Source organism: Microbacterium galbum (genome assembly GCF_032464915.1).
In the GTDB taxonomy this organism is placed as follows: Bacteria; Actinomycetota; Actinomycetes; order Actinomycetales; family Microbacteriaceae; genus Microbacterium; species Microbacterium galbum.
In genome coordinates this window covers 1,673,808-1,696,009 of the sequence record NZ_JAWDIS010000001.1, presented here as the reverse complement: position 1 = coordinate 1,696,009, position 22,202 = coordinate 1,673,808, and the positions used below count along the sequence as shown (strand labels likewise).

The following is a 22,202-nucleotide window of genomic DNA, read 5'->3' as shown; positions in this document are numbered from 1 at the left end:
TCTGCTCTACCTCCGCGAGTACGCGCGCGTCCTCGCCCGCGCCGCGGCCCTCGCGCCCACGGTCGACGAGCAGCGCTTCTGGGCCGCGGCGTCGGTGTCGTGCCTGGCCGAGGAGGCGGAGCTGCACCGCTCGCACGTCGACCCCGCGGGTCTCGAGCCCGCGGCATCCACCCTCGACTACACCGACCACCTGCACGCCGCGTCGAGCACGGGCTCGTACGCGGTGCTCGTGGCGGCGGTCCTCCCCTGCTTCGTGCTGTACACCGACATCGGTGCGCGCTGGCGCGGAACATTCGGCCCCGACCACGCCTACGCCGATTGGCTCACCGCCTACGGCGACGAGGTGTTCGCGGCGTCGTCGGCCGAGGCGGCGGGGATCGTGGATGCCGCCGCGCGAGCGGCATCCCCCGCCGTCCGTTCCGCGATGGCCGCGGCCTACGACCGCTCGATGGCCCTCGAGCGGGCGTTCTTCGAGGCGCCCCTGCGCTGACCCCGCTCGCGCGAGTCGCCACGTTCTGTCGCTTCGGACGGCCCGGTGGCGACGATTCCCGGCGACTCGCGCGGCGGCGGAGGGTCAGCCGCTCTTGCGACGGAACTCGCGCTTCGTGACGGCCGCGTGCGTGCCCTGGACGGCGGAATGACCGTCGAGGTGCGCCTGGCCCGACCGCTGCTGACCGTTCTTCTTCGCGAGCGCCTCTTGGAACTTGCGCTTCATCTCGGCGGATGCCGTGGCATCCGAGGTCTCATCGGTACTCATGCCCCCACCCTAGGCACGCTCCGCGACACGGACCACCGGTCAGACGTGGCGGACCCGCTGCTGCAGACGCGTGCGGATGTCGAACAGCTCGGTGCCGCCCACCTCGCGCGCGCCCGTGATGCCGCGACGCAGCAGCGTCGTCAGCGCGCTGCGCGTGACCAGCGCGACGGGGGTTCCCCGCACCTTGCCGAGCTCGGTGATCGCGTCGAACACGTCGTCGTCGGGCAGGACGACGATCGCCCCGCTGAAGCGCACCCCCGCGGAACGCGCGATGACGCGGGCGCGGGAGACGAGCTCCGTGACCGGCGCCCCGATGACGTTCGGACCGGTGATCTCGCCCCGGCGTACCCCGACCGGGCCGCCGAAGTCTTCGCTGAGCAGGGCGTACAGGCCGCTCGGGCCGAGCACGAGGTGGTCGATCTTCTGCTCCGGATCCACCCCGTCGCGGTCGGCGAAGACGTCGTGCCACACGGTGTACCCCATGCCGAGCTCCGACACCAGGCGCGCGGTCTCCTCTTCGGCGAGCGCATCCGCGAGGATGTGGCGGATCTCCGGCGGCGCCGAGCGCACGAGCGCCGGGTCGTAGGGGTCGGCGATGTCGACGCCGCGCCCGACCCACTCGCGGATCAGGTCGAGGTAGCGCTCACGCCGCCAGCCGCCCGGCTGGCCGTGCGACCGCGCGCGCGGGCGGGTGTCCGCGGGACGGGAGGGCGTGGATGCCGTCGGCGCGCCACCCCAGTCCCCGGTCGTCGCCGCTCCTTGGCCCCGGTCGTAGGCGCTGCGCGCCTCGGGCGTGCCGACGAGCTCCCATGCCCGCTGCACCTGCACGAACAGGGCGGCGTCGCCGCCGGTGTCGGGGTGCGTCTCGCGCAGGCGCACCCGGTAGGCGCGGCGCAGGCCCTCGTCGTCGACATCGGCCGCGACGCGGAGCACCTCGTATGCCGAGGACGACATAGGACTGTCGAACACGTGCGTCATCCGTTCCGCCGCGGGGCGCGGCGCTTCTCAGGCTAACGCGCCGCGCCTGTGCGGGATCCGTGCGCCCGGGGGCGGCTCCGGCGCGGGCGCCGCGCGTACGCCGCCGCGTCGCGACTCGACAGGGCCAGCAGCACGAGGATGTCGAGGCTCAGCGTCAGCAGCGTGGTGCGCACGGTGATCTCGAGCCCCAGCTCCCACCAGCCCACGAAACTCGCGCTGATCGAACCGACCGAGATGAGCATGACGAGCACGCGCGACAGGTTGCCCCCGAACAGGATCCGGATGCCGAGCACCACCTGCACCACGAAGAGGGCGCCCATGACGCTCAGGAAGACCGCGGTGCCGATACCGAGGTCGGCGAACGCGGCGAGCTCCGGGTCGGTCGACGCGCTCGCATCGCCGCTGGCGGCGCCGGCGATCTGCTGCAGCCACGGCGGGAGCGAGAACGCCACGCTCACCGCCCAGAGGGCCCCCGCGATGGCGCGGAGGAGGACGAGCACCGCTCCCGCGACGGTCGCGGTGGGGCGGTGCATCGCGGCATCCCCCGCCGTGGGATCCAGAGGCGGCTCGAAGGCCACGCGTTTGCGCGGATGCCGCTGCTCGTTCACGGTGTCCGCTCCCCACCGACCGCCGAGACGGCTCGCACGTCGATGATGGGCAGGTCGCCGTCGGTGGTGATGCTGTCTCCGCCGCCGTTTCGCGAGTGGTATCCGGTCGAGAAGTCCCGGATGACGTCGACCTCCACCCCGCGGACCCCGGCGACGCTGCCCACGATGTGGTCCCTCTCGATGTCGGTGTCGGCATCGATCCGGTGGGTCACCTGCAGCGTGAACAGCGAGAGGCCGACCGCGCGATCGAAGGTGCCGGCGGCCAGCCAGTCGACGCGGCGTCCACCCGGGAGGAGCCATCCGTCGGGGCATCGCCACAGGCGCACGTGGTGCCGCTGCGCGGGGGATCCGGCGACCTCCTGCTGATACGCGAGATCCTGCACGTGCCCGAAGAGGAACAGCGGGCTGACCGGCGCACGGGGATAACTGCGCCGTCGCAGGGTCGAGCTGATGATCTGCCACGAGGAGCGCAGGGTGACCGGATCGGCGGCGATCCAGCCGGCGTCCGCCAGCACGTCCTCGATCTGCTCCCGTTCGCCCAGGAAAGCCAGGTTGACGGGGTCGCCCAACAGCCCGTCGGACGTGCGCGTACGCCCCATGAAGTAGTCGGGGACGTAGATGGCGGTGAGGATGCGATGCAGCCGCGGCAGCACGAGATAGGCGAGCAGCACCCAGAAGGCGATCGCCATCGCGATGCCGGCCCATCCGAGCGAGAACGACTCGGTGAAGCTGAGATACGCGAGCCAGAACGCGGCGAGACCGGCGAAGACGAAGAAGAACCCGTCGAGGGCTCGACCGAACGACCAGCGGCGCCGCGGAGGGGTCATCGCCGGCGCGATCCCGGCCGCCGGCGCGTCACCACAGCGCCGGCTCCGGCTCATAGGCGAAGGCCTCCGCCACGCGACCACTCGGCAGCTCCTCGAGCCGCGCGGGCGTCCATCGCGGCGTGCGGTCCTTGTCGACGACCTGCGCGCGGATCCCTTCGACGAGGTCGGGTTGCGTGAACGCGAACCACAGCACGAGGCCGTACTCCTGCGCGAGGGCGGCGCGCAGGGACGGCAGCTCGCGCGCGCGACGCACGGCCTCGAGCGTCACCGCCACCGCCGTCGGGGCGGACGCGGCGAGGAGGTCGGCGGTCTCGCGCGCCTCGGGCTCGGGCCGTGCCCGCAGGCGGTAGATGATCGCCGGCACGTCGGCGGCGGCGAAGGCGTCGTCGATCCACTCCCGCGCCGCGATTAGGCGCGACGGCTCCGGACTCTCGTCGAACAGCAGCACGAGCTCCGTCGGACTCGAGGGGTCGGCCCGGTTCTCCAGCGCCTCGTAGAGCGCCTCGAGGTGGGCGGTGGGCACCATGTGTTCGGCGAATCCCGCGTACAGCGCGTCGGCGGCATCCATCGTTCCGCCGGTCAGGGCCAGGTACTCGCCGAGGCGGCCGGGGGCACGGGCGAGCAGCCACGAGCCGCCCACGTCGGGAGTGAAGCCGATGCGCGTCTCGGGCATGGCCAGGCGCGAGCGCTCGGTGACGATGCGGATGGCGGCGTGACCGGCCAGTCCGATGCCGCCGCCCATGCAGACGCCGTCGGCGATCGCGATCACGGGCTTGCGCGACGTGGCGATGCGGTGGTCGAGGGCGTACTCCTCGCGGAAGAAGGCGTGCACCTCGTCGACGCGTCCGGCGGTGACCATCTCGTGCAGCGCGCGCACGTCACCACCCGCGCAGAAGCCCCGGTCGCCGGCGCCGTCGAGCAGGATGACGTCGACGTCGGTGTCGCGCTCCCAGCGGTCGAGCGTGACGTTCAGCGCACGGATCATCTCCAGGTCGAGGGCGTTGATCGCGCGGGGCTTGTTGAGGGTGAGGTGGCCGAGGCCGCGACGACCCCCCACGAGGACGCTGTCGTCTGCGGATCGTTGTGCGTGCACGGTGCCACGTTACACACGCCGCCGGATGGGTTTTCGGCCCCGGATCGGGGAAGATGGACGGAACGCTCACCGAACGAGAGGTGCCGAATGCCCGACGGACAGGTGCTGGAGCTCACCGGCCTCACCAAACGCTTCGGAGCGGTCTCGGCGGTCGACGATCTCTCCGCCCGGATCGAGCCGGGTCAGGTCACCGGGTTCCTCGGGCCGAACGGCGCCGGCAAGACCACCTCGCTGCGCATGCTGCTCGGGCTCGTGCGCCCGACGTCGGGGACCGCGACGATCGGCGGCAAGGCGTTCGCCGACCTCGATTCCCCCCTGCAGACGGTGGGCGCGGCCCTCGAGGCGTCGAGCTTCCACCCCGGCCGATCGGCCGCGAACCACCTCAAGGTCTACGCCCGCGCCGCGAACCTGCCCACCACCCGCATCGACGACGTGCTGGGACTCGTCGGTCTCGCCGACGTGGCCGGGCGCCGCGTCGGCGGCTTCTCACTCGGGATGCGCCAGCGTCTGGGGCTGGCGACGGCACTGCTGGGCGACCCCGGCGTGCTGGTGCTCGACGAGCCGTCGAACGGTCTCGACCCCGAGGGCATCCGCTGGATGCGCTCCCTGCTGCGCCATCTCGCCGAAGAGGGACGCACGGTGCTCATCTCCTCGCACCTGCTCGCCGAGGTGCAGCAGACCGTCGACGCGCTGCTGATCATCTCGCGCGGCCGCCTCGTGTTCCAGGGCGGTATCGAAGACCTCGCCGACCCCGACGAGTACGCCACGGTGGTCGACTCGCCCGATCGCGCCGCGCTGTCGCGGCTGCTCGACGAGCGGGGAATCGACTATCAGCTGCTGCGCAACGGCTTCACGATCCGCCATCACGAACCGGTGGAGATCGGCGGCCTGGCCGCCGCTGCGGGCATCGCGCTGTCGAACCTGCAGAGCAAGGGCGCGAGCCTGGAGGACATCTTCCTCGAACTCGTGAGCGGCGCGCGCGTGCACGCGAGCGCCGGGGGAACGTCGATCCCGACGACGGATGCCACCTCCGCGACCGTCCCGACACCGGCGGGCGCCCCCACGACCGCGCCGGCGCCCGAGCACGCGGTGCCCGTGCACGCGGCGCCCTCCGCCGAGGACCGCGTCGCCGACGAGCCTCGCCCGTCGACGGCGCTTGTCGCGGTCATCGCCCCCGTCGCGGCCGCTCCCGCCCGCACCGAGGCTGACGACGTCCCCCGCCCCTCGTACGCCGTCGCCTCCACCGGGGTGATCGACATCGTCCCGGTGGGAGTCGCGCACGGCGGCGAGACGCCCGACGACGACCACCTCGTCCGTCACGAGCAGGAGGTGTCGCGATGACGCTCCTCGCCGCCACGCGCTCCGAGTACACCAAGCAGTTCACCACCGCCGGCTGGTGGGTGCTGGGCATCGTGCTCATGGTCTACGTCGCCTTCACCGCGGGCCTGCTCGCCTTCGTCTTCGGCGGCGTGGCCTCGGGGCGCCTCTCCGGCGGCACGGGTCCCGCGATGTCGGCCGACGGCGTCCCCGCGCTCGTCTACAGCACGGCCTCCGCGGTCGGATACGTCTTCCCCCTGCTCATCGGCACCCTCATGGTGACCACCGAGTTCCGCCACAAGACGCTGACCCCCACGTTCCTCTCGACGCCGCGCCGCGGCGTCGTGCTCGGCGGCAAGTTCGTCGTCGGCATCCTGGTCGGCCTGCTCTACGGCGTCCTGGGCTCCCTCGCCGCGATCGCGGCGGGCGCGGGCGTGCTGAGCATCTTCGGGATCGACGCGGAACTGGCCTCCTCCGACACGTGGGTGCTCGTCGGCCGCATGCTGCTGGCGTTCGCACTGTGGGCCGTGGTCGGCATCGGCGTCGGCACGGTCGTGCGCAACCAGGTCGCCGCGATCGTGATCGTGCTCGCGGTGACACTGTTCGTCGAACCGATCATCCGCACCCTGGGCGGAGTGGTCGACGGCTTCGGCGAGGTCGTGAAGTGGTTCCCCAGCGCCGCGAGCGACGCGCTCGTGGGGCAGACCATCTTCGGTGCGATGGGCACGGCGGGTGCAGACGCCCTCGAGTGGTGGATGGGCGGCCTCGTGCTGCTCGGCTACGCCGTGGTGCTGCTCGTGATCGGCCTGTTCACCACCTGGCGCCGCGACATCGACTGACCCGTTCCGAGCTGCGCTTTTTGTCGGTCCAGCCCGCAGCGGCGAGAATCAACCGTGCTCGATGGACCGGTGATCGCCGAGTGGCTCCCCGTCTCGGTGGCCGCTCTCGTCCTGCTGCTCGTGGCGGCGGGTGTCGCCGGGTGGGTCGACGCGGTGGTCGGCGGCGGCGGCCTCATCCAGCTTCCCGCTCTCGTCATCGGCGTGCCGAAGGACGTCGCGACACCCTTCATTTTGGGCACGAACAAGCTGTCGTCGTTCTTCGGGACGCTGTCGGCCAGCTGGGTGTACCTCCGCCGCATCCGGGTGCAGCTCGTGCTCCTCGCGCCGCTGGTGGCGGGGGCGTACGCCGGTTCGACGGTCGGTGCGGCGCTGTCGCGTTTCGTCCCGCGCGAGGTGCTCACACCGATCGTGCTCGTGGCCGTGGTGGCCGTCGCGCTGTACACGTTGTTCAAGCCGAAGATGGGTCTCGAGCACGCCCCGCGCCACGACTCCCGGGCGGCCGTCGCCTGGCGGGCGGGGGCGATCGGTCTGCTGGTCGGGTTCTACGACGGCATCCTGGGTCCGGGCACGGGCTCGTTCTTCGTCATCCTCATCGTGGGCGTGCTCGGCTACGGGTTCCTGCAGGCCAGCGTGAACGCCAAGATCGCGAACCTCACGACGAATCTCGCGGCCCTCGCGGTGTACGGCGTGCACGGCGAGATCATCCTCGCGCTGGGCCTCGCCATGGCCGTGATGAACATCACCGGGGGTTTCATCGGCGCGCACATGGCCACGCGTCGCGGCAGCGGCTTCGTGCGCATCGTGTTCCTGGTGACGTTGTCGATCCTGATCGTCAAGCTCGCGTGGGACACCGTGGCGCAGTTCGCCGGCTGATCCAGCGCTTCGCGCAGCACCGGTCGCACCGGCCGCACCGGCCGCACCGGCCGCACCGGCCGCACCGGCCGAGTGTCCAGGAAACCCGGACGGAACGAAATTTCGTCCGGGTGTTCTAGACACTCGGCGCGCATGTGCGCATGTGCGCGGGAGCGCGGCGAGAGCGGGGGATGCTCAGGCGACGATGTCGGCGACGTCCTCGGGCTCGGATGCCACGTCGAGGCGCAGCGCCTTCACCAGCGCCACCCCGTGCTTGGTGGTGAGCACCAGGCGCTCGAACTCGTCGTGACCGACGAGGTCGACGACCACACTGGGCTTGCGCCCCCGGATGATGACGAAGTCGTTGCCGCCGGCGGACTTCCACGTGCCGGCCCCGACGGCGACGGGGAGGTTGATCCCGGGGTTGGGCACCCCGCGGATCCAGGTCCATGCGTCGTCGGTCAGCTGCACCCGGTCGATGTGCTCCCGGGGGACGACGATGTTGGTCTTGCGGAACGACAGAGCCCGCTCGGTCGGCGAGAGCACGACCTCGAGCTGCGTCGAATCGAGCAGCAGGGTCACCATGCCATCCATCCTGCCAGCGTCGTGGTGCGTCGACCCGCCGGGCACCTCACAGGACGGCAACGATCGCCGGAACGGATGCCGGGACGCCACGCTCGCGACGGCCGCGGTCCCCCTCCCCCTCGGCCCCGATGTCGGAGCGGGGGGATAGCCTGGAGCGATGAGCACGGGCAGCGCTGCGCCGCGAGTCGCACCGGCCCGAGGCACCTCGATCGACGACCTGCTCGCGCGCGTGCGCACCGGTCACCGGCCCGACGTCGACGAGACGGAGACCCTCCTCGGGGCCGATCTGGACGTCCTTCTCCCGGTGGCCGCGGCCCTGCGCGACGAGGGTCTCGACCGGGCCGGCCGAGCGGGCGTCATCACGTATTCGCGCAAGGTGTTCGTGCCGCTCACGACGCTCTGTCGCGATCGGTGCCATTACTGCATCTTCGTCGACACCCCCGGCCAGCTCGCGCTGCTGCGCAAGCCCGCGTACATGACGCCCGAGCAGGTGCTCACGGTCGTGCGGCAAGGCCAGGCCCTCGGGTGCAAAGAGGCGCTGCTCACCCTGGGCGACCGCCCCGAGGAGCGCTGGCCCGAGGCCCGGGCGTGGCTCGACGAGCACGGCTTCGCCTCGACCATCGACTACGTCGTGCACATCGCCCGCCTCATCACCGCCGAGACCGGGATGCTCGTGCACGCCAACCCGGGAGTCATGCACCCCGACGAGCTTGCCGTGCTTCGACCGGTCTCCCCGTCGATGGGCATGATGCTCGAGACCACCTCCCGGCGCCTGTTCGAGGAGCCCGGGCAGGTGCACTTCGGCTCGCCCGACAAAGACCCGGACCTGCGCCTGAAGGTCATCGACGACGCCGGGGCCGCCGGCATCCCGTTCACCACCGGCATCCTCGTCGGCATCGGTGAGACCGTCCGCGATCGCGCGGAGTCGCTGGTCGCTCTCCGCGAGAGCGCCGACCGCCACGGCCACGTGCAGGAGGTGATCGTGCAGAACTTCCGCGCGAAGCCCCGCACCGCCATGCAGGGCGCCCCCGACGCCGACATGCGGGAGTACCTCGCGGCGGTCGCGGTCGCGCGGCTCGTGCTCGGGCCCGACATGCGCGTGCAGGTGCCGCCCAACCTCTCCGACCCGCGCGAGCTCGGGCTGCTCGTCGCCGCCGGCATCGACGACTGGGGCGGAGTGTCACCGCTCACCGCAGATCACGTGAACCCCGAACGGCCCTGGCCCCACATCGACGACCTGGCCGCCTCCACCGCGACCCACGGCTACACGCTGCGCGAGCGTCTGACAGCGCATCCGGAGTTCGTGCGAGAAGCCGAGACCTGGATCGACCCGGCCCTGCGTGCGCCCGTCCGGGCCCTGGCGGATGCCGCGGGCCTGGCCGCCGACGTGACTCCCACGGCCCCCACGGCCTCCTCCGCCCGCCCTGTGCCCACGCCCCGCACCGGCGCCGTCTCTCCCGACCCCGGCGTGCGCCGCCTCGCAGAGCGGGCGGCATCCGCCCCTCTCGCGCTCGACGACGCCGACTGGACCCGCCTGCTGCACGCAACGGGCGGTGAGCTCGACGATCTGACCGCGGTCGCCGACGACGCCCGCCGCTACACCGTCGGCGAACCGATCACGCTCGTGCAGAACCGCAACCTCACCTCGTCCGGGCTGCGCCGCGGCGGTCGCGCGGCACCGGGCGAGTTCGGCCTCGACGACGCCGCGGCCATCGCGGTGGATGCCGTCGACCTCGGTGCGACCGAGATCTGCATCCAGGGCGCACTGCCCGGCGACGAAGACCCCGCCGGGTACCTCGACCTCGTGCGGGCCGTGAAGGGCGCCGCCCCCGGCATCCACGTGCACGCCTACCGCCCCCTCGATGTGCGCGACCTCGCCGACCGAGGCGGTCTCGGCCTCGGCGGTGCCCTCGCCGCGATGCACGCCGCGGGGGTCGACACCGTGCCGGGGACGGGCGTGAAGGTGCTCAGCGAGCGCGTGCGCGGGCTCGTCGCCCCGGGCGATCTCGAGATCGACGCGTGGATCGAGACCATCACCGCCGCGCACCTCAGCGGTTTCCGGTCGACCTCGGTGCTCTTCTACGGGCACGTCGAGACGGCTGAGGAGCGCATCGCCCACCTGCGGCGCCTGCGCGAGATCCAGGACCGCACGCGCGGCTTCGCGGAGTTCGTGCCGATCCCCCTGCCCGGCGGCGACGTGCCGCTGGTGGCGGGGCGGGCGCCGGTCGACGAGCACCGGGCGATGGTCGCGGTTTCGCGGCTGCTGCTCTCGGGCAGCATCGCGCACGTGCAGATCCCGTGGACCCGCGTCGGCCGCGACACCGCTGCCGTGCTGCTGCGTTCCGGCGGCGACGACCTCGGCGGCACGCTCTACGACGGGCGGGTGCTGCCTGACACCGGGATCGAGCAGGGCCTCGAACTGCCCGTCCCCGCCGCCGAGCGCCTGGCGCGGAGCCTCATGCGGCCGTTCCGGCTGCGCACGACCGACTACCGCGTGACCGATGCCTCGGCGCCGTACGTCGTGACCAGCGGCGGCACGCGCTTCCCCCTCGCCGCCGACGGGGCCCGGACGCCCGATGAGACCCCCGCACCCGACGGAGCCCCCGCGTGAGAGTCGTCGACGTCGCGATCGTCGGCGCGGGCTTCGCCGGCCTCGCCATGGCCGGCGCTCTGCGGCGGGCCGGTCGCGACGACATCGTGCTGCTCGAACGCGCGTCCGACGTGGGCGGCACCTGGCGCGACAACACCTACCCCGGTGTCGCGTGCGATGTACCGGCCCATCTCTACAGCCTCGCCGCGCACCCGAACCCGGGATGGACCCGCACGTTCGCGGCGGGCGGTGAGATCCAGCGGTACCTGCGCGAGGTCGCCGAGCGCGAGAACCTCGGCGATCGCCTGCGACTGCGCACCCCCCTCCTCGGGGCGCGGTGGGATGCCGCCGACGCGGTCTGGCGGATCGACACCGGGGCCGACCCCGTCGTCGCCCGCTCCCTGGTTCTCGCCTGCGGACGCCTGACCGAGCCGCACGTCCCCGCGATCGACGGACTCGAGTCGTTCGACGGTCCCCTGTTCCACTCGGCCCGGTGGGACCACGACGTCGCCCTCACCGGAAAACGCGTCGCCGTCGTCGGCACCGGCGCGAGCGCCGTGCAGCTCGTCCCCGAACTCGCCCGCCGCGCCGCCCACGTCACGCTCTTCCAGCGCACCCCGGCGTGGATCGTGCCGCGCGGCGGCGACGAGATCCCGCTCGCCGAGCGCGAGCGTCTCGCCGCGCACCCCGGTGACCTCGCGCGCCTGCGGGCGGAGCTCTACGCCGAGGGCGAGCGGCGCTTCGCCTCCCGCTCGGGCGACGCCGTGGCATCCGCCGCCGCTCGGGAGGTCGCTCTCGCGCACCTGCACGCGCAGGTCGCCGACCCCGCGCTGCGCGAGGCTCTCACGCCCGACTACGCCTTCGGATGCAAGCGCGTCCTGCTGTCCGACGCGTTCTACCCCGCCGTCGCCTCGGATGCCGTGACCCTCGAGCCCACGGCGCTGGTGTCGGTCGAGGGCTCGGCGCTGACCGCCGCGAGCGGGACGCGCCACGACGCCGACGTGCTCGTGCTGGCGACCGGCTTCGCCTCGGCCCAGCAGCCCTACGCCGATCTCGTGCACGGCGAGGAGGGCACGCTCGCGGCGCACTGGTCCGACGGCATGACCTCGTTCGGCTCCACGGTGGTCACGGGCTTCCCCAACCTGTTCGTCTTGAACGGCCCCAACGCGAGCCTCGGCCACAACTCCGCGGTGCTCATGGCCGAGGAGCAGGCCGCCTACGTGGTGCGCGCTCTGTGCGAGCGCGACCGTCGCACCGATCGCGTGCTGCGAGTGCGCCCGGATGCCGAGGCGGCGTACACCGCCGAGATCGCCGAGGCCGCGGCATCCACCCCCTGGCTCACCGGCGGATGCCGCAACTGGTACGTCGACCACCGATCGGGGCGCCTGACACTGCTGTGGCCGGGTACGGTGCAGGCGTTCCACGAGAGACTGGCCGGCACCGACGGTTCCGAGTTCGTCGCGCCCGTGCGGGCGACCCTTCCCAGCGTCGACATCTAGAGGAGACAGCCATGACCATCCCCCTGCGTTTCGGTTACAAGGCCTCGAGCGAGCAGTTCGGCCCCAACGAGCTGCTCGAGTTCGGGGTGCTCGCGGAGAAGATGGGCTTCGACTCCGTCTTCCTCTCCGATCATCTGCAGCCCTGGATGCACGACGGCGGACACGCTCCCAACGCGCTGCCGTGGCTCGGCGCCCTCGGCGCCCGCACCGAGCGGGTGATCATCGGAACGAGCGTGCTCACCCCGACGTTCCGCTACCACCCCGGCGTCATCGCCCAGGTGTTCGCCACCCTCGGGGTCATGTACCCGGGTCGCGTGGTCCTGGGGGTGGGCACCGGCGAGGCGCTGAACGAGGTCACCCTCGGGCTCGACTGGCCCGAGCCGCCCGAGCGCTTCCAGCGTCTGAAAGAAGCCATCACGATCATCAACGAGCTCTGGGCGGGCGAGCGGGTCACCTACGAGGGCACCTACTACTCGGTGAAGGATGCCACCATCTACGACCGCCCCGCGCAGAAGGTGCCCATCTACATCGGCGCCTCCGGACCCGCCGCCACGCGGCTCGCCGGCCGGATTGCCGAGGGGTACATCACCACCAGCGGCAAGGATCCCGAGCTCTACACTCAGAAGCTGCTCCCCGCGCTCGACGACGGCCTCGCCAAGGCCGGTCGCACCCGCGACGACGTCGACACGCTCATGGAGGTCAAGGTCTCGTACCACCCCGACCACGACACCGCGCTCGAGAAGACGCGCTTCTGGGCCCCGCTCGCCCTCACCGCCGACGAGAAGATGAGCGTGCACGACCCCCTCGAGATGCAGCGCCTCGCGAACGAGCTGCCGATCGAGCGCGTGGCATCCCGCTTCATCGTCTCCACCGACCCCGACGAGCACGTCGACCGCATCGCACGCTACGTCGACCTCGGCTTCCGCCACCTCGTGTTCCACGACCCCGGACACGACCAGGAGGATTTCCTGCGCATGTACGGCGAGGAGATCCTGCCCCGGCTGCGCAAGCGCTTCGGCTGAGGCCCGGGGCGCCGGTCGGGGCGACGGCAACGAGACCACCCGCGTTCGCCGACATCACACGCGATTCGCGCCCCACCCGCATCGTCTCGCGAGACGGGGGTCATCTCGGTGGCGTCGGGCCGCGACCGCGATCCGCAGCACGGATCGGCGGAGCCGCGCTACCCCCACCCGCGGATGTCCGGGGTTCGACGCACAATGGATGCGATGAGCACTCCTGAGATCCGTGACGGCTGGACGATCGTGGTGCCGGTCAAGCCGGCCGCGATCGGCAAATCGCGCCTGACGGGCGTCTCCGATCGCGAGGCGCTCGCCCGCGCCCTCGCCCTCGACACGATCGCGGCCGCCGCAGCGACCCCGCGCGTCTCGCGAGTGGTCGTCGTCACCGACGACGTCGAGCTCTCGGCCCTCGTCGCACAGTGGCCCGCCGTCGATGTCGTCGCCGAGGGAGACGTGCGCGGTCTCGATGCCGCGGTCGCGCTCGGCGCCGAGGAAGCCGGACGGGGCACTGCCCGCGCCGCCCTCCTCGGCGACGTGCCCGCGCTCACCCCGCACGACCTCGACGCCGCCCTCGAGCTCGCCGGCCGCGTGGAGCGGGGTCTGGTCCCGGATGCCGAGGGCACCGGCTCCACGCTCGTCACCGCCCGACCGAACGCGGTGTGGGTGTCGGCGTTCGGCGCCGACTCCGCCGCGCGCCACCGTCTGCTCGGCTGCGCCGACCTCGCGGTCCCCCGCGATTCGACGCTGCGCCGCGACGTCGACACGGCCGTACAACTCTCGCAGGCCGTCGCCCTCGGCGTGGGTCCGCGGACCGCGGCCGTACTGGCGTCCGCCGCGGCCTGAGTCGGGCGCGGCCCGACCCCGGCGCAGCCTCACCCGGGCGCACGGCCCGCCGCGGCCCGACCCGCCCCCGCAGGGCCCCCGCGGCCCTGCGCCTCGGCCGCCGCCACTCACCCGCGGATCCGCCGCGCAGCTCCTCTTCCGCGCTCACCACGGGGCGCGACCGGGCGGCTCAGGCCCCCAGCGCCGCCTCGGCGATCGCCGCCGACGCGTCGTCGTCGCTCATCCACAGCGGCCGCACGACCGCGTGGATCCCCGCCGCCTCGACCTGGGCCGCCGACGCTGCGTCCTCCTCGGCGAGCACCCACGCGTCCAGCACCCCATCCGCCGACCGCGCGCCGTAGTGCCGCGCGACGGCCGCGGCCGAGGTCTCGACGCCGATCGCCGTAAGGCACACGTCGGCCATCCCGCGCACGACGCGGCCGCCGATGATGGGCGAGATTCCGACGACCCGCGCCGAGGTGGCGCGCAGGGCCTCCCGGATGCCGGGGACGGCGAGGATCGGACCGATCGACACGACCGGGTTCGACGGCGCCAGCAGCACCACGTCGGCCGCCGCGATGGCATCGGTCACTCCCGGGGCGGGCACGGCATCCGTGATCCCGGGGTTCTCGAACGCACGGGGGGTCAGCTGGGCGCGATGGCGCGTCCACCACTCCTGGAAGTGCAGGCGACGCCCGTCTTCGAGCAGCACGTGCGTGTCGACCTCGCTGTCGGTCATGGGCAGCATCCGGATGCCGAGCGGCCAGCGCTGCGCCATCCGACCGAGCACCTGGGTCGGGGTGAGGCCCTCGCGCAGCCAGCCGGTGCGCGCGAGGTGGGTCCCGAGGTCGAGATCGCCGAGGGTGAACCAGGGCCAGCCGGCGCCCCACGCCTGCAGTTCCTCGTTGACGCGCTCGGTGTCGCCCGCGCGACCCCAGCCGCGCACGGTGTCGTTGACCCCGGCGAGGGCGTAGGTGATCGAGTCGACATCGGGTTGAAGTCGCACACCGGAGAGCCAGAGGTCGTCACCGGTGTTGACCACGACGGTGGCCTCGGGGGCGCCGATCCGGTGCAGGGCAGCGCGCACGCCGAGCGTGAACTTCGACCCCCCGACTCCACCGGCGAGCACGACGACACGGGGTTGGGGAGGACGCATCCATCCAGTCTTCCACTTCGCTGTCCCGCGCCGAGACCGCGTGCCGAGGGGTGGCGTCAGGCGGAGCCGCGCGTCACTCGCAGCGCATACTCGCGGTCACCGTCGCGGGATAGCGTGTCGCGTCGTCCGGGGACTCGACGATGCCGTCCTCGGGTTTCCACCCCTCCACGACCGCCGCCTCGCCGTCGCTGGAGGCCACCGACACGTTCTCACCGCCGACGGTGAGGTCGATGTCGTCGGATTCGAAGGAGACCAACACGCCGTCCGCGCCGACACCGACCGACCCGCGCGCCCCCTCGTCGACGTTCGTGCGGAACGAGAAGGTGCCCTGCGGCGTCACCTGCACCGCCGTCCCGCGCGCGCCGGTGTCGTCGCACTCGACCACATCGGGGGTCATCGTGACCGTCTCTTCGCCGTCGGGTCCGGTCCAGGTGACGGTGATGGTCGAGGGCGAGGCGGCCGGCGCGCAGCCGGCCAGAGCGAACCCCACCGCGACGACCGCGGCGGCGAGAAGACGACGCCGCATCACGCCCACGCTCCGGCTCGACGCCGATCGAAGTCGCCGAAGCGCCGAACGGCGCCGTGCGCCCGTTCCCCGGCCGTCGCGGCGGCGGCGCGCAGCACGCGGACGGATTCGTCCCATTCGCGCATCGCCGTGGCGAAGGCGTCGCGCGCGTCGCCGTCCCACGAGGCCTGCAAACGCGCCGCTTCGTTCTCGAGCGTCGTCAGGTGCTCGTCGATCCGGTCGATCGCCTCGCGGACGATCGCGATCGAGCCCACCGCCGAGTCTTCGTCAAGATGCATCATCACGCTCCCCGCCGCGCATCGCGGCGCGCACCGATTCTGTCACGGCGGGATCTCTCAAAGCCGAGGGTGGCGCGAAGGCGGGCATCTCGAGCAGCGACCGCGGTTCAGCGGATCCGTCGAGCACGGCGCGCAGCGCACGGGCGACCTCGCTGTCGGCATGCTCCTCGCGCAGGCGACGCTGCATCTCCGTGCGCAGCATGCCGAGAACGGGCGCCGTCCCCGGAACGGTCGCGAAATCGAGACCGCTGGAGGAAGCCGCCCGATCCGCTCGGAAGGCTTCGCTCACCTCGGCGAGGGTGGGCCGGCGCGCGTCGTCGCTCAATTCGTGACCTCCATGGCGGGGACGGGGAGCTCCGACGAGAAGTCCGAAAGGTCGGAGGAGAGGTTGCTGATGGACCCCAGGATGTTGCCGAGGTCGTTGAGGAACTGCAACTGGTCGTTGACTTCGGCCACGAGGCGGCCCGCGTTGAGCAGCGCCACTCCCGCGGCCCCCCATCCCAGGATTCCGCCCACGACCGTCTCGATCGTCGCCGTTCCCAATCCGGCGGCGACCGCGGCGATGAGGATCGAGTCCAGCAGACCGTAGAGCGCACTGCTGACGGCCTCCGCCGTCCCCTCGACCCCGTCGGCATACGACGCGAAGGCGTCGCCCGCATCCTGGAATTCCTGCACGGCGTTGCCGAGCACCGCGGAGAGCCGGTCGAAGTAGTCCTGCGCGCTACTGGCGGCGTAGCCCTGCCAGGCGACCTTGATGAAGGATGCCGCACTGCCCAAGTGCCCCCGCATGTCGTCGATGAGCTGGCTGAGCCCTGTCAACGTGTCGGCGAAGGCCCGCAGGTCACCCCAGCGCCCTCCGAACTCGCGCATCACCGTCTCGGGGAGCGGCGTGGCACCCAGCCAGCCGAGGATCGTGTCGATCCACTCGACGGGACTCAGGAGATCTCCGGGCACGAGGTTCAGCGTCAGGTCGTTGAGGTGGTCGTAGGCCGGTCCGAAGTCGCAGAACCGTGCCGCGCCGCCCGCGGGCGGCCCCCAGACGGGCATGAGGTCGGTGCTGCGCCCGCCCGCCGAGTCCGAGACGACTTCGCTCGCCGACGACGAGTTCCCGTTGTACACGGACGGATCCGACGCATCGATGCGGGCGGCTTCTTCCGCATCGATCGAGCGTCCTTCGTCCGCCACCGACCGCAACTCGACCGCCACGCCCGTGAGGACGCTCGCGAGATGGTCGAACCAGTCGATGAGCGACGAACGCAGCTCCCGCGCGCGCTCGGCGGCGAACCGATAGGCCGGGTGATCCCCCGTGTCATCGAAGGGATGCGCCGCGAGGTACTGCTTCGCGCTCTGCGCCTGCGCGGCGTAGTCGTCGAACGGTATGGCCTGATGCTCCAACGCGTCGGGCGCCAGCCAGAAACTCGATGCGGTCATCCCCCACCCCCCGTTCGACCGTATCAAGCGGTCCCGACGGTGTCAGCGCCGGCGTCGACTACTGCGCGAGCAGCGTCGGATCCAGCGCTTCCGCCGCGGCCTTCGCCGCGACCGGCAGCGCCTCGAGCACGCGCTCGAGGGCGACGTCGTCGTGGGCGGCGGTGAGGAACCACGCCTCGAACACGCTCGGGGGAAGCGAGACACCGGCATCCAGCATCGCGTGGAAGAACGGGGCGTAGCGGTAGGACTGCTGCGTGAGCGCGGTGGCGTAGTCGCGCGGCACCTCGGGCAGGAAGGCGACGCCGAACAACGAGCCCGCGCGCGGCACGGTGTGCACCACTCCCTCGGCGGTCAGGGCGGCGTCGAGCGCGTCGGCGATCCGCGCGGCCGCGGCGTCGACGGCCGCGTACACCTCGGGCGTCGCCAGACGCAGCGTCGCCAGGCCCGCGGCCACCGACAGCGGGTTCCCCGACAGGGTTCCGGCCTGATACACCGGGCCGAGGGGGGCGAGGTGGTCCATGACCTCGGCGCGGCCGGCGAGGGCGGCCAGCGGCATCCCGCCGCCGATGACCTTGCCGTAGGTGAGGATGTCGGGCAGGTAGCGCTCGCCCTGCGAGGCCTGCAGACCCCAGAAGCCGGCGGGGTGCACGCGGAATCCGGTGAGCACCTCGTCCATGATCAGCAGGGCGCCGTGGCTGTGCGCGATGTCGGCGAGCGCGGCGTTGAAGCCGGGCAGCGGTGGCACGACCCCCATGTTCGCCGAGGCCGCCTCGACGATGATCGCGGCGATGTTCTCGCCGTGCACCTCGAACACTTCGCGCACCGCGTCGAGGTCGTTGTAGGGCAGCACGAGAGTCTGCGCGGCGATCGGCGCGGGGACACCTGCCGATCCGGGGAGCGCGAGGGTGGCGACACCCGAGCCCGCCGCGGCGAGGAGCCCGTCGGAGTGCCCGTGGTAGTGCCCGGCGAACTTGATCAGCAGGTCGCGTCCGGTGACTCCGCGGGCGAGGCGGATCGCCGTCATCGTCGCCTCGGTGCCGGTCGAGACCAGGCGCACCTTCTCGATCGGCTTCAGATCGCCGACCTGGACGCGCTGGGCGACGAGGTCGGCCAGCTCCACCTCGGCACCCGTGGGCGCGCCGAATGACAGACCCCGGGATGCCGCGGACTGCACCGCGCCGACCACCTCGGGATGCGCGTGGCCGAGGAGCGCCGGACCCCACGACGCGACGAGGTCGACGTACTCGCGACCCGCGGCATCCGTGATCCGCGGTCCCGACGCCGACTGCACGAACCGCGGCGTCCCGCCGACGGAGCCGTATGCGCGCACGGGCGAGTTGACGCCGCCGGGGATGACGTCCTTGGCGCGGGCGAACCACTGGTCGTTGAGATCGGTCATACGTCAATTCTCCCGGGTAGACACGCGTGAGTCGCCGAGAATCGTCGCTTCCGCGTATCGCGAAGCGACAATTCTCGGCACGTCACGCGATGAAGATCAGAGCTCTTCGCGGAGCCAGCGGGCGGCCTCGACCGCCCAGTACGTCAGGATCGCGTCGGCGCCGGCGCGACGGATTCCGAGGAGGCTCTCGAGGATCGCGCCGCGGCGGTCGATCCAGCCGTGGGCGGCGGCGGCCTCGACCATCGCGTACTCGCCCGAGACCTGGTACGCCCACACCGGCACGTCGACCGACGCCTTCACGTCGGCGAGCACGTCGAGGTACGGCAGCGCGGGCTTGACCATCACGACGTCGGCACCCTCTTCGACGTCGAGCAGCGCCTCACGCACGCCCTCACGGCCGTTGCCGGGGTCGAGCTGGTACGAGCGACGGTCGCCCTTCAGCTGCGAGTCGACGGCCTCGCGGAACGGACCGTAGAACGCGCCGGCGTACTTCGCGGAGTACGCGAGGATCAGCGTGTCGGTGAAGCCCTCGGCATCCAGCGCTTCACGCACCGCCCCGACCTGGCCGTCCATCATCCCCGACAGTCCCAGCATCGCCGAGCCCGCACGGGCCTGCGCCAGACCCATCGCCGTGTAGCGGTCGAGGGTCGCGTCGTTGTCGACCGCGCCGTCGGAGCGGAGCACGCCGCAGTGACCGTGGTCCGTGAACTCGTCGAGGCAGAGATCGGTCTGCACGACCACCGCGTCGCCGACCTCGGCCACGACGGCCTCGGTCGCGCGGTTCAGGATGCCGTTCGGGTCGTCGGCCCCGGAACCCACGGCGTCGCGCACCTCGGGAACGCCGAAGAGCATCACTCCGCCGATGCGCTGCTCGGCGGCCTCGGCGACCGCGCGGCGGAGCGAGTCCATCGAGTGCTGCACGATCCCGGGCATCGACCCGATCGGACTCGGTTCGGTGATGCCCTCGCGCACGAACATCGGCAGCACGAGCTGCGACGGCACGAGATGCGTCTCGCGGGCGAGACGACGGACGGCGGGGGTGCGGCGCAGACGCCGCGGGCGGTGCTCGGGGAAGCTCATGACGTCGATTCGTCGGGGGTGAGGGGGAAGCGGGCGACCGCCTCGATGAGGGAGTCGACGGTCTGCCGCTCGGCCACGACGTCGACGCTGAGTCCGGCGCGCTTGGCGTCTTTGGCCGTGCGGGGTCCGATCGCCGCGATGACCGTGGATGCCGGGATCTCGGGGAACTGCTCGACCACCTGTTCCGCCACCGAACCACTGGTGACGAGGATGGCGTTGATGCGGCCCGACTGGACGTCGCCGGCGATCTTCTCGGTCACGGGAACGCCGACCGTGCGGTACGCCACGACGCTGCGCACGTCGTGCCCGGCCTCGATCAGCAGGCGCGTGAGGACCGGCTTGGCGATCTCGCTGCGCAGGGTCAGGACCTTGCGCGGCTCGGTCTCGATCTCGATCATCTGCTCGGCCATGCCCTGGGCCGAGTTGTCGCGCTCGGGCACGAGGTCGACGCGGTAGCCGACGGCCTGCATCGCCGCCGCGGTGGTCTCGCCGACCACGGCGACCTTCGTCTCGGCGGGGATGACGGCCTTGTAGGCGTAGAGGACGTCGACCGTGGTCGCGCTGGTGAGCGTGAGCCAGTCGAAGGCGCCCGCCGCGAGGTCGGCGAGCGCCTCGTCGAGGGTCGCCTGATCGTTGGTGGGCGCGAAGTTGATCAACGGCGCGATGACCGGAACGGCTCCGAGCTGGCGCAGGCTGGCGGCGACGCCGTCGCCCCACGGACCCCCGCGCGGCACGAGCACGCGACGACCGGACAGAGGTTTGGGCACGCCGCCCGTCGAGGGGTTCGGCGTGTTCCAGTGGCCTTCATTCATGTGGTCGACTCTCGTGGTACCAGGTCGGCCGCCCCACGTTCGAGCAACCGACGCGCGGCTTCTCGGCCCGCTCGCGCCGCTCGCGCGATCGGTCCCCCGTCGTCGGCAGCATCCGCTCCATTGCCACTGCCCGTTTCCCCACCATACCCCGGGGCGAGGCGCACGGTCCGGTCGATACCGATCCGTTGCGAGCCGTCGAGGGCGTAGACCACGGCGCGCAGCCGCAGGTCGCCCCCGGCCAGCGACGCGTGCGTGCCGACCGGCGCGCTGCACCCGGCGTCGAGGGCGTTCAGCACCACGCGTTCCGCCGTGATCGCGACGCGGGTGTCCTCGTCGTCGAGCTCGGCGAGGGCGGCGTGCACCTCCGGGTCGATGTCGCTGCGGGTCTCGATCGCGAGCGAGCCCTGGCCGGGCGCGGTGGGCCATTCCGCGAGGCCGAGCGCCTCGGCCTGCAGCCCGCCCAGGTCGCCGCCGAGACGCGAGATGCCCGCCGCGGCGAGGATCACGGCATCCAGCTCTCCGTCGCGCACGCGCGCGAGGCGGGAGTCGACGTTGCCGCGGATGTCGTGGATGTCGAGCCGCGGGTTGTGCCGCAACGCCTGCGCGATGCGGCGGGGCGAGCCCGTTCCGACCCGCGATCCCGGCGCGAGCGAGCCGAGGGGGGTGCCGTCGCGCGTCACGACGACGTCGCGGGCGTCCTCCCGCGGCGGCGTCGCGGCGATGACGAGGCCCTCGGGCTGCACGGTCGGCAGGTCTTTCAGCGAGTGGACGAGGAAGTCGCAGCGGTCGGCGGCGAGCGCCTCGCGCAGCCCGTTCGCGAACACGCCGCGCCCGCCGAGCTGCGACAGCGAGGCGCGGTTGACGTCGCCCTCCGACACGATCGGCACGAGTTCGACCGCCCGACCGGAGGCCGCGGCCACGGCGTCGGCGACCATCTGCGACTGCGCCATCGCGAGGGTGCTGCGACGCGTTCCGAGCCGCAGAGGCGCGCTCACTGGAGGATCTCGGGGATCTCGTCGAGCGTCACGAGACGACCGGTGTAGAACGGAACTTCCTCGCGCACGTGACGACGGGCCTCGGTGTAGCGGAGGTCGCGCATCATGTCGACGAGGTCGGTCAGCACGTCCGCCTCCATGGGCAGGAGCCACTCGTAGTCGCCGAGGGCGAAGGATGCCACGGTGTTGGCGATGACGCCCTTGTAGGCGCTGCCCTTCTTGCCGTGCTCGATGAGCATCTCGCGACGCTCCTGCTCGGGCAGCAGGTACCACTCGTAGCTGCGCACGAACGGGTACAGGCAGAGCCACTGCTGCGCCTCGATGCCGCGGAGGAATCCGGGGACGTGCGAGCGGTTGAACTCCGCGTCGCGGTGCACGCCCATCGCGTTCCAGGTGGGCAGCAGGTTCTTCAGCAGCTCGGTGCGACGAAGGCGCCGCAGGTCGCGCTGCAGCGCCTGCGGGTCTTCGCCGTGCAGCCAGACCATGAGGTCGGCGTCGGCGCGCAGACCGCTGACGTCGTAGAAGCCGCGGACGGTGACGCCGTCGGCCTCGATCAGCGAGACGAGGTCGGCGAGCTCGGTGGACTCGGCGGCGGTAACCGGATTCTCGGGGTCGCGGCGGAAGACCGCCCACAGCGTGTACACGGAGGAGGAGCTGTCGTGGGACATGGCTCCTAGTCTCGTCTCGCCCGGGCGGCGGGCCAAACCCGTTGACTCGCCGACGAAGCACCCCCGCCCGC

Annotated in this window: 24 protein-coding genes; 8 read left to right on the top strand and 16 right to left on the bottom strand. The window is 72.1% G+C overall.

Going from position 1 to position 22,202, the window contains the following annotated elements:
* Window position 1: 1 nt before the first annotated feature.
* The gene (locus RWH45_RS08005; RefSeq protein WP_315994604.1) at window positions 2-490 is read left to right on the top strand and encodes a thiaminase II/PqqC family protein; all 489 of its coding nucleotides are present in this window, start codon (window positions 2-4) and stop codon (window positions 488-490) included.
* An 84-nt stretch (window positions 491-574) separates the two neighbouring features.
* On the opposite strand, the gene RWH45_RS08000 is transcribed toward RWH45_RS08005, so the two are convergent.
* From RWH45_RS08000 to RWH45_RS07980, 5 genes are read right to left on the bottom strand one after another with little or no spacing between them, the layout of a single operon-like run.
* A complete protein-coding gene (locus RWH45_RS08000) occupies window positions 575-757 on the bottom strand; it encodes a DUF5302 domain-containing protein (RefSeq protein ID WP_315994342.1) in 183 nt (60 codons plus the stop codon).
* A 39-nt stretch (window positions 758-796) separates the two neighbouring features.
* Window positions 797-1,726, bottom strand: coding sequence for a DnaJ domain-containing protein (locus tag RWH45_RS07995; protein WP_315994341.1), 930 nt, complete (start codon window positions 1,724-1,726; stop codon window positions 797-799).
* A gap of 41 nt (window positions 1,727-1,767) precedes the next feature.
* Window positions 1,768-2,343 (bottom strand): hypothetical protein, encoded by a 576-nt coding sequence (locus RWH45_RS07990; protein WP_315994340.1) that lies wholly within the window; start codon window positions 2,341-2,343, stop codon window positions 1,768-1,770.
* Window positions 2,340-3,170, bottom strand: a complete 831-nt coding sequence (locus RWH45_RS07985) for an LssY C-terminal domain-containing protein (RefSeq protein ID WP_315994339.1) — start codon at window positions 3,168-3,170, stop codon at window positions 2,340-2,342. The genes RWH45_RS07990 and RWH45_RS07985 overlap by 4 nt, the downstream gene beginning before the upstream one ends.
* A gap of 28 nt (window positions 3,171-3,198) precedes the next feature.
* The gene (locus tag RWH45_RS07980) at window positions 3,199-4,263 is read right to left on the bottom strand and encodes an enoyl-CoA hydratase/isomerase family protein (protein ID WP_315994338.1); all 1,065 of its coding nucleotides are present in this window, start codon (window positions 4,261-4,263) and stop codon (window positions 3,199-3,201) included.
* An 87-nt stretch (window positions 4,264-4,350) separates the two neighbouring features.
* On the opposite strand from RWH45_RS07980, the gene RWH45_RS07975 reads away from it, so the two are divergent.
* From RWH45_RS07975 to RWH45_RS07965, 3 genes are read left to right on the top strand one after another with little or no spacing between them, the layout of a single operon-like run.
* On the top strand, window positions 4,351-5,604 hold the full coding sequence (locus RWH45_RS07975; RefSeq protein ID WP_315994337.1) for an ABC transporter ATP-binding protein: 1,254 nt from the start codon (window positions 4,351-4,353) through the stop codon (window positions 5,602-5,604).
* Complete coding sequence (locus RWH45_RS07970; protein ID WP_315994336.1) at window positions 5,601-6,419, top strand: ABC transporter permease; 819 nt, start codon at window positions 5,601-5,603, stop codon at window positions 6,417-6,419. The genes RWH45_RS07975 and RWH45_RS07970 overlap by 4 nt, the downstream gene beginning before the upstream one ends.
* A 54-nt stretch (window positions 6,420-6,473) precedes the next feature.
* Window positions 6,474-7,292, top strand: coding sequence for a sulfite exporter TauE/SafE family protein (locus tag RWH45_RS07965; protein ID WP_315994335.1), 819 nt, complete (start codon window positions 6,474-6,476; stop codon window positions 7,290-7,292).
* Between the two features lie 174 nt (window positions 7,293-7,466).
* Here the strand turns inward: RWH45_RS07965 and RWH45_RS07960 are convergent, their stop codons facing one another.
* Window positions 7,467-7,865 carry a hypothetical protein gene (locus tag RWH45_RS07960; RefSeq protein WP_315994334.1) on the bottom strand — a complete coding sequence of 133 codons (399 nt, stop codon included), beginning with the start codon at window positions 7,863-7,865 and terminating at the stop codon, window positions 7,467-7,469.
* Window positions 7,866-8,013: 148 nt separating this feature from the next.
* Between RWH45_RS07960 and cofG the strand changes: the two genes are divergently transcribed.
* The 4 genes from cofG to cofC all read left to right on the top strand — a co-directional run bounded on the left by cofG (window position 8,014) and on the right by cofC (window position 13,807).
* A complete protein-coding gene (gene cofG, locus RWH45_RS07955) occupies window positions 8,014-10,467 on the top strand; it encodes a 7,8-didemethyl-8-hydroxy-5-deazariboflavin synthase CofG (protein WP_315994333.1) in 2,454 nt (817 codons plus the stop codon).
* The gene (locus RWH45_RS07950) at window positions 10,464-11,945 is read left to right on the top strand and encodes a flavin-containing monooxygenase (protein WP_315994332.1); all 1,482 of its coding nucleotides are present in this window, start codon (window positions 10,464-10,466) and stop codon (window positions 11,943-11,945) included. The genes cofG and RWH45_RS07950 overlap by 4 nt, the downstream gene beginning before the upstream one ends.
* A gap of 11 nt (window positions 11,946-11,956) precedes the next feature.
* Entirely contained in the window at window positions 11,957-12,967 is a 1,011-nt protein-coding gene (gene fgd / locus RWH45_RS07945; protein WP_315994331.1) for a glucose-6-phosphate dehydrogenase (coenzyme-F420), read from the top strand.
* Between the two features lie 204 nt (window positions 12,968-13,171).
* Entirely contained in the window at window positions 13,172-13,807 is a 636-nt protein-coding gene (gene cofC / locus RWH45_RS07940; protein ID WP_315994330.1) for a 2-phospho-L-lactate guanylyltransferase, read from the top strand.
* 169 nt (window positions 13,808-13,976) lie between these two features.
* Here cofC and cofD read toward each other — a convergent pair whose 3' ends face one another.
* From cofD to hemQ, 10 genes are all read right to left on the bottom strand, one after another.
* Complete coding sequence (gene cofD / locus RWH45_RS07935) at window positions 13,977-14,942, bottom strand: 2-phospho-L-lactate transferase (RefSeq protein ID WP_315994329.1); 966 nt, start codon at window positions 14,940-14,942, stop codon at window positions 13,977-13,979.
* 73 nt (window positions 14,943-15,015) lie between these two features.
* A complete protein-coding gene (locus tag RWH45_RS07930; RefSeq protein WP_315994328.1) occupies window positions 15,016-15,468 on the bottom strand; it encodes a hypothetical protein in 453 nt (150 codons plus the stop codon).
* Window positions 15,468-15,749, bottom strand: coding sequence for a WXG100 family type VII secretion target (locus RWH45_RS07925; RefSeq protein ID WP_315994327.1), 282 nt, complete (start codon window positions 15,747-15,749; stop codon window positions 15,468-15,470). The genes RWH45_RS07930 and RWH45_RS07925 overlap by 1 nt, the downstream gene beginning before the upstream one ends.
* The gene (locus RWH45_RS07920; protein ID WP_315994326.1) at window positions 15,736-15,948 is read right to left on the bottom strand and encodes a hypothetical protein; all 213 of its coding nucleotides are present in this window, start codon (window positions 15,946-15,948) and stop codon (window positions 15,736-15,738) included. Before RWH45_RS07920 ends, RWH45_RS07925 begins: the two co-directional genes overlap by 14 nt.
* A 119-nt stretch (window positions 15,949-16,067) precedes the next feature.
* A complete protein-coding gene (locus tag RWH45_RS07915) occupies window positions 16,068-17,177 on the bottom strand; it encodes a WXG100 family type VII secretion target (RefSeq protein ID WP_315994325.1) in 1,110 nt (369 codons plus the stop codon).
* Window positions 17,178-17,235: 58 nt separating this feature from the next.
* Window positions 17,236-18,576, bottom strand: coding sequence for a glutamate-1-semialdehyde 2,1-aminomutase (hemL, locus tag RWH45_RS07910; protein WP_315994324.1), 1,341 nt, complete (start codon window positions 18,574-18,576; stop codon window positions 17,236-17,238).
* A gap of 96 nt (window positions 18,577-18,672) precedes the next feature.
* On the bottom strand, window positions 18,673-19,656 hold the full coding sequence (hemB, locus tag RWH45_RS07905) for a porphobilinogen synthase (protein WP_315994323.1): 984 nt from the start codon (window positions 19,654-19,656) through the stop codon (window positions 18,673-18,675).
* Window positions 19,653-20,468 (bottom strand): uroporphyrinogen-III synthase, encoded by an 816-nt coding sequence (locus tag RWH45_RS07900; protein WP_315994322.1) that lies wholly within the window; start codon window positions 20,466-20,468, stop codon window positions 19,653-19,655. Before RWH45_RS07900 ends, hemB begins: the two co-directional genes overlap by 4 nt.
* Complete coding sequence (gene hemC / locus RWH45_RS07895; RefSeq protein ID WP_315994321.1) at window positions 20,465-21,463, bottom strand: hydroxymethylbilane synthase; 999 nt, start codon at window positions 21,461-21,463, stop codon at window positions 20,465-20,467. Before hemC ends, RWH45_RS07900 begins: the two co-directional genes overlap by 4 nt.
* Window positions 21,460-22,131: a hydrogen peroxide-dependent heme synthase gene (gene hemQ, locus RWH45_RS07890; protein ID WP_315994320.1), complete on the bottom strand. Its 672-nt coding sequence runs from the start codon at window positions 22,129-22,131 to the stop codon at window positions 21,460-21,462. Before hemQ ends, hemC begins: the two co-directional genes overlap by 4 nt.
* Between the last annotated feature and the right edge of the window lie 71 nt (window positions 22,132-22,202).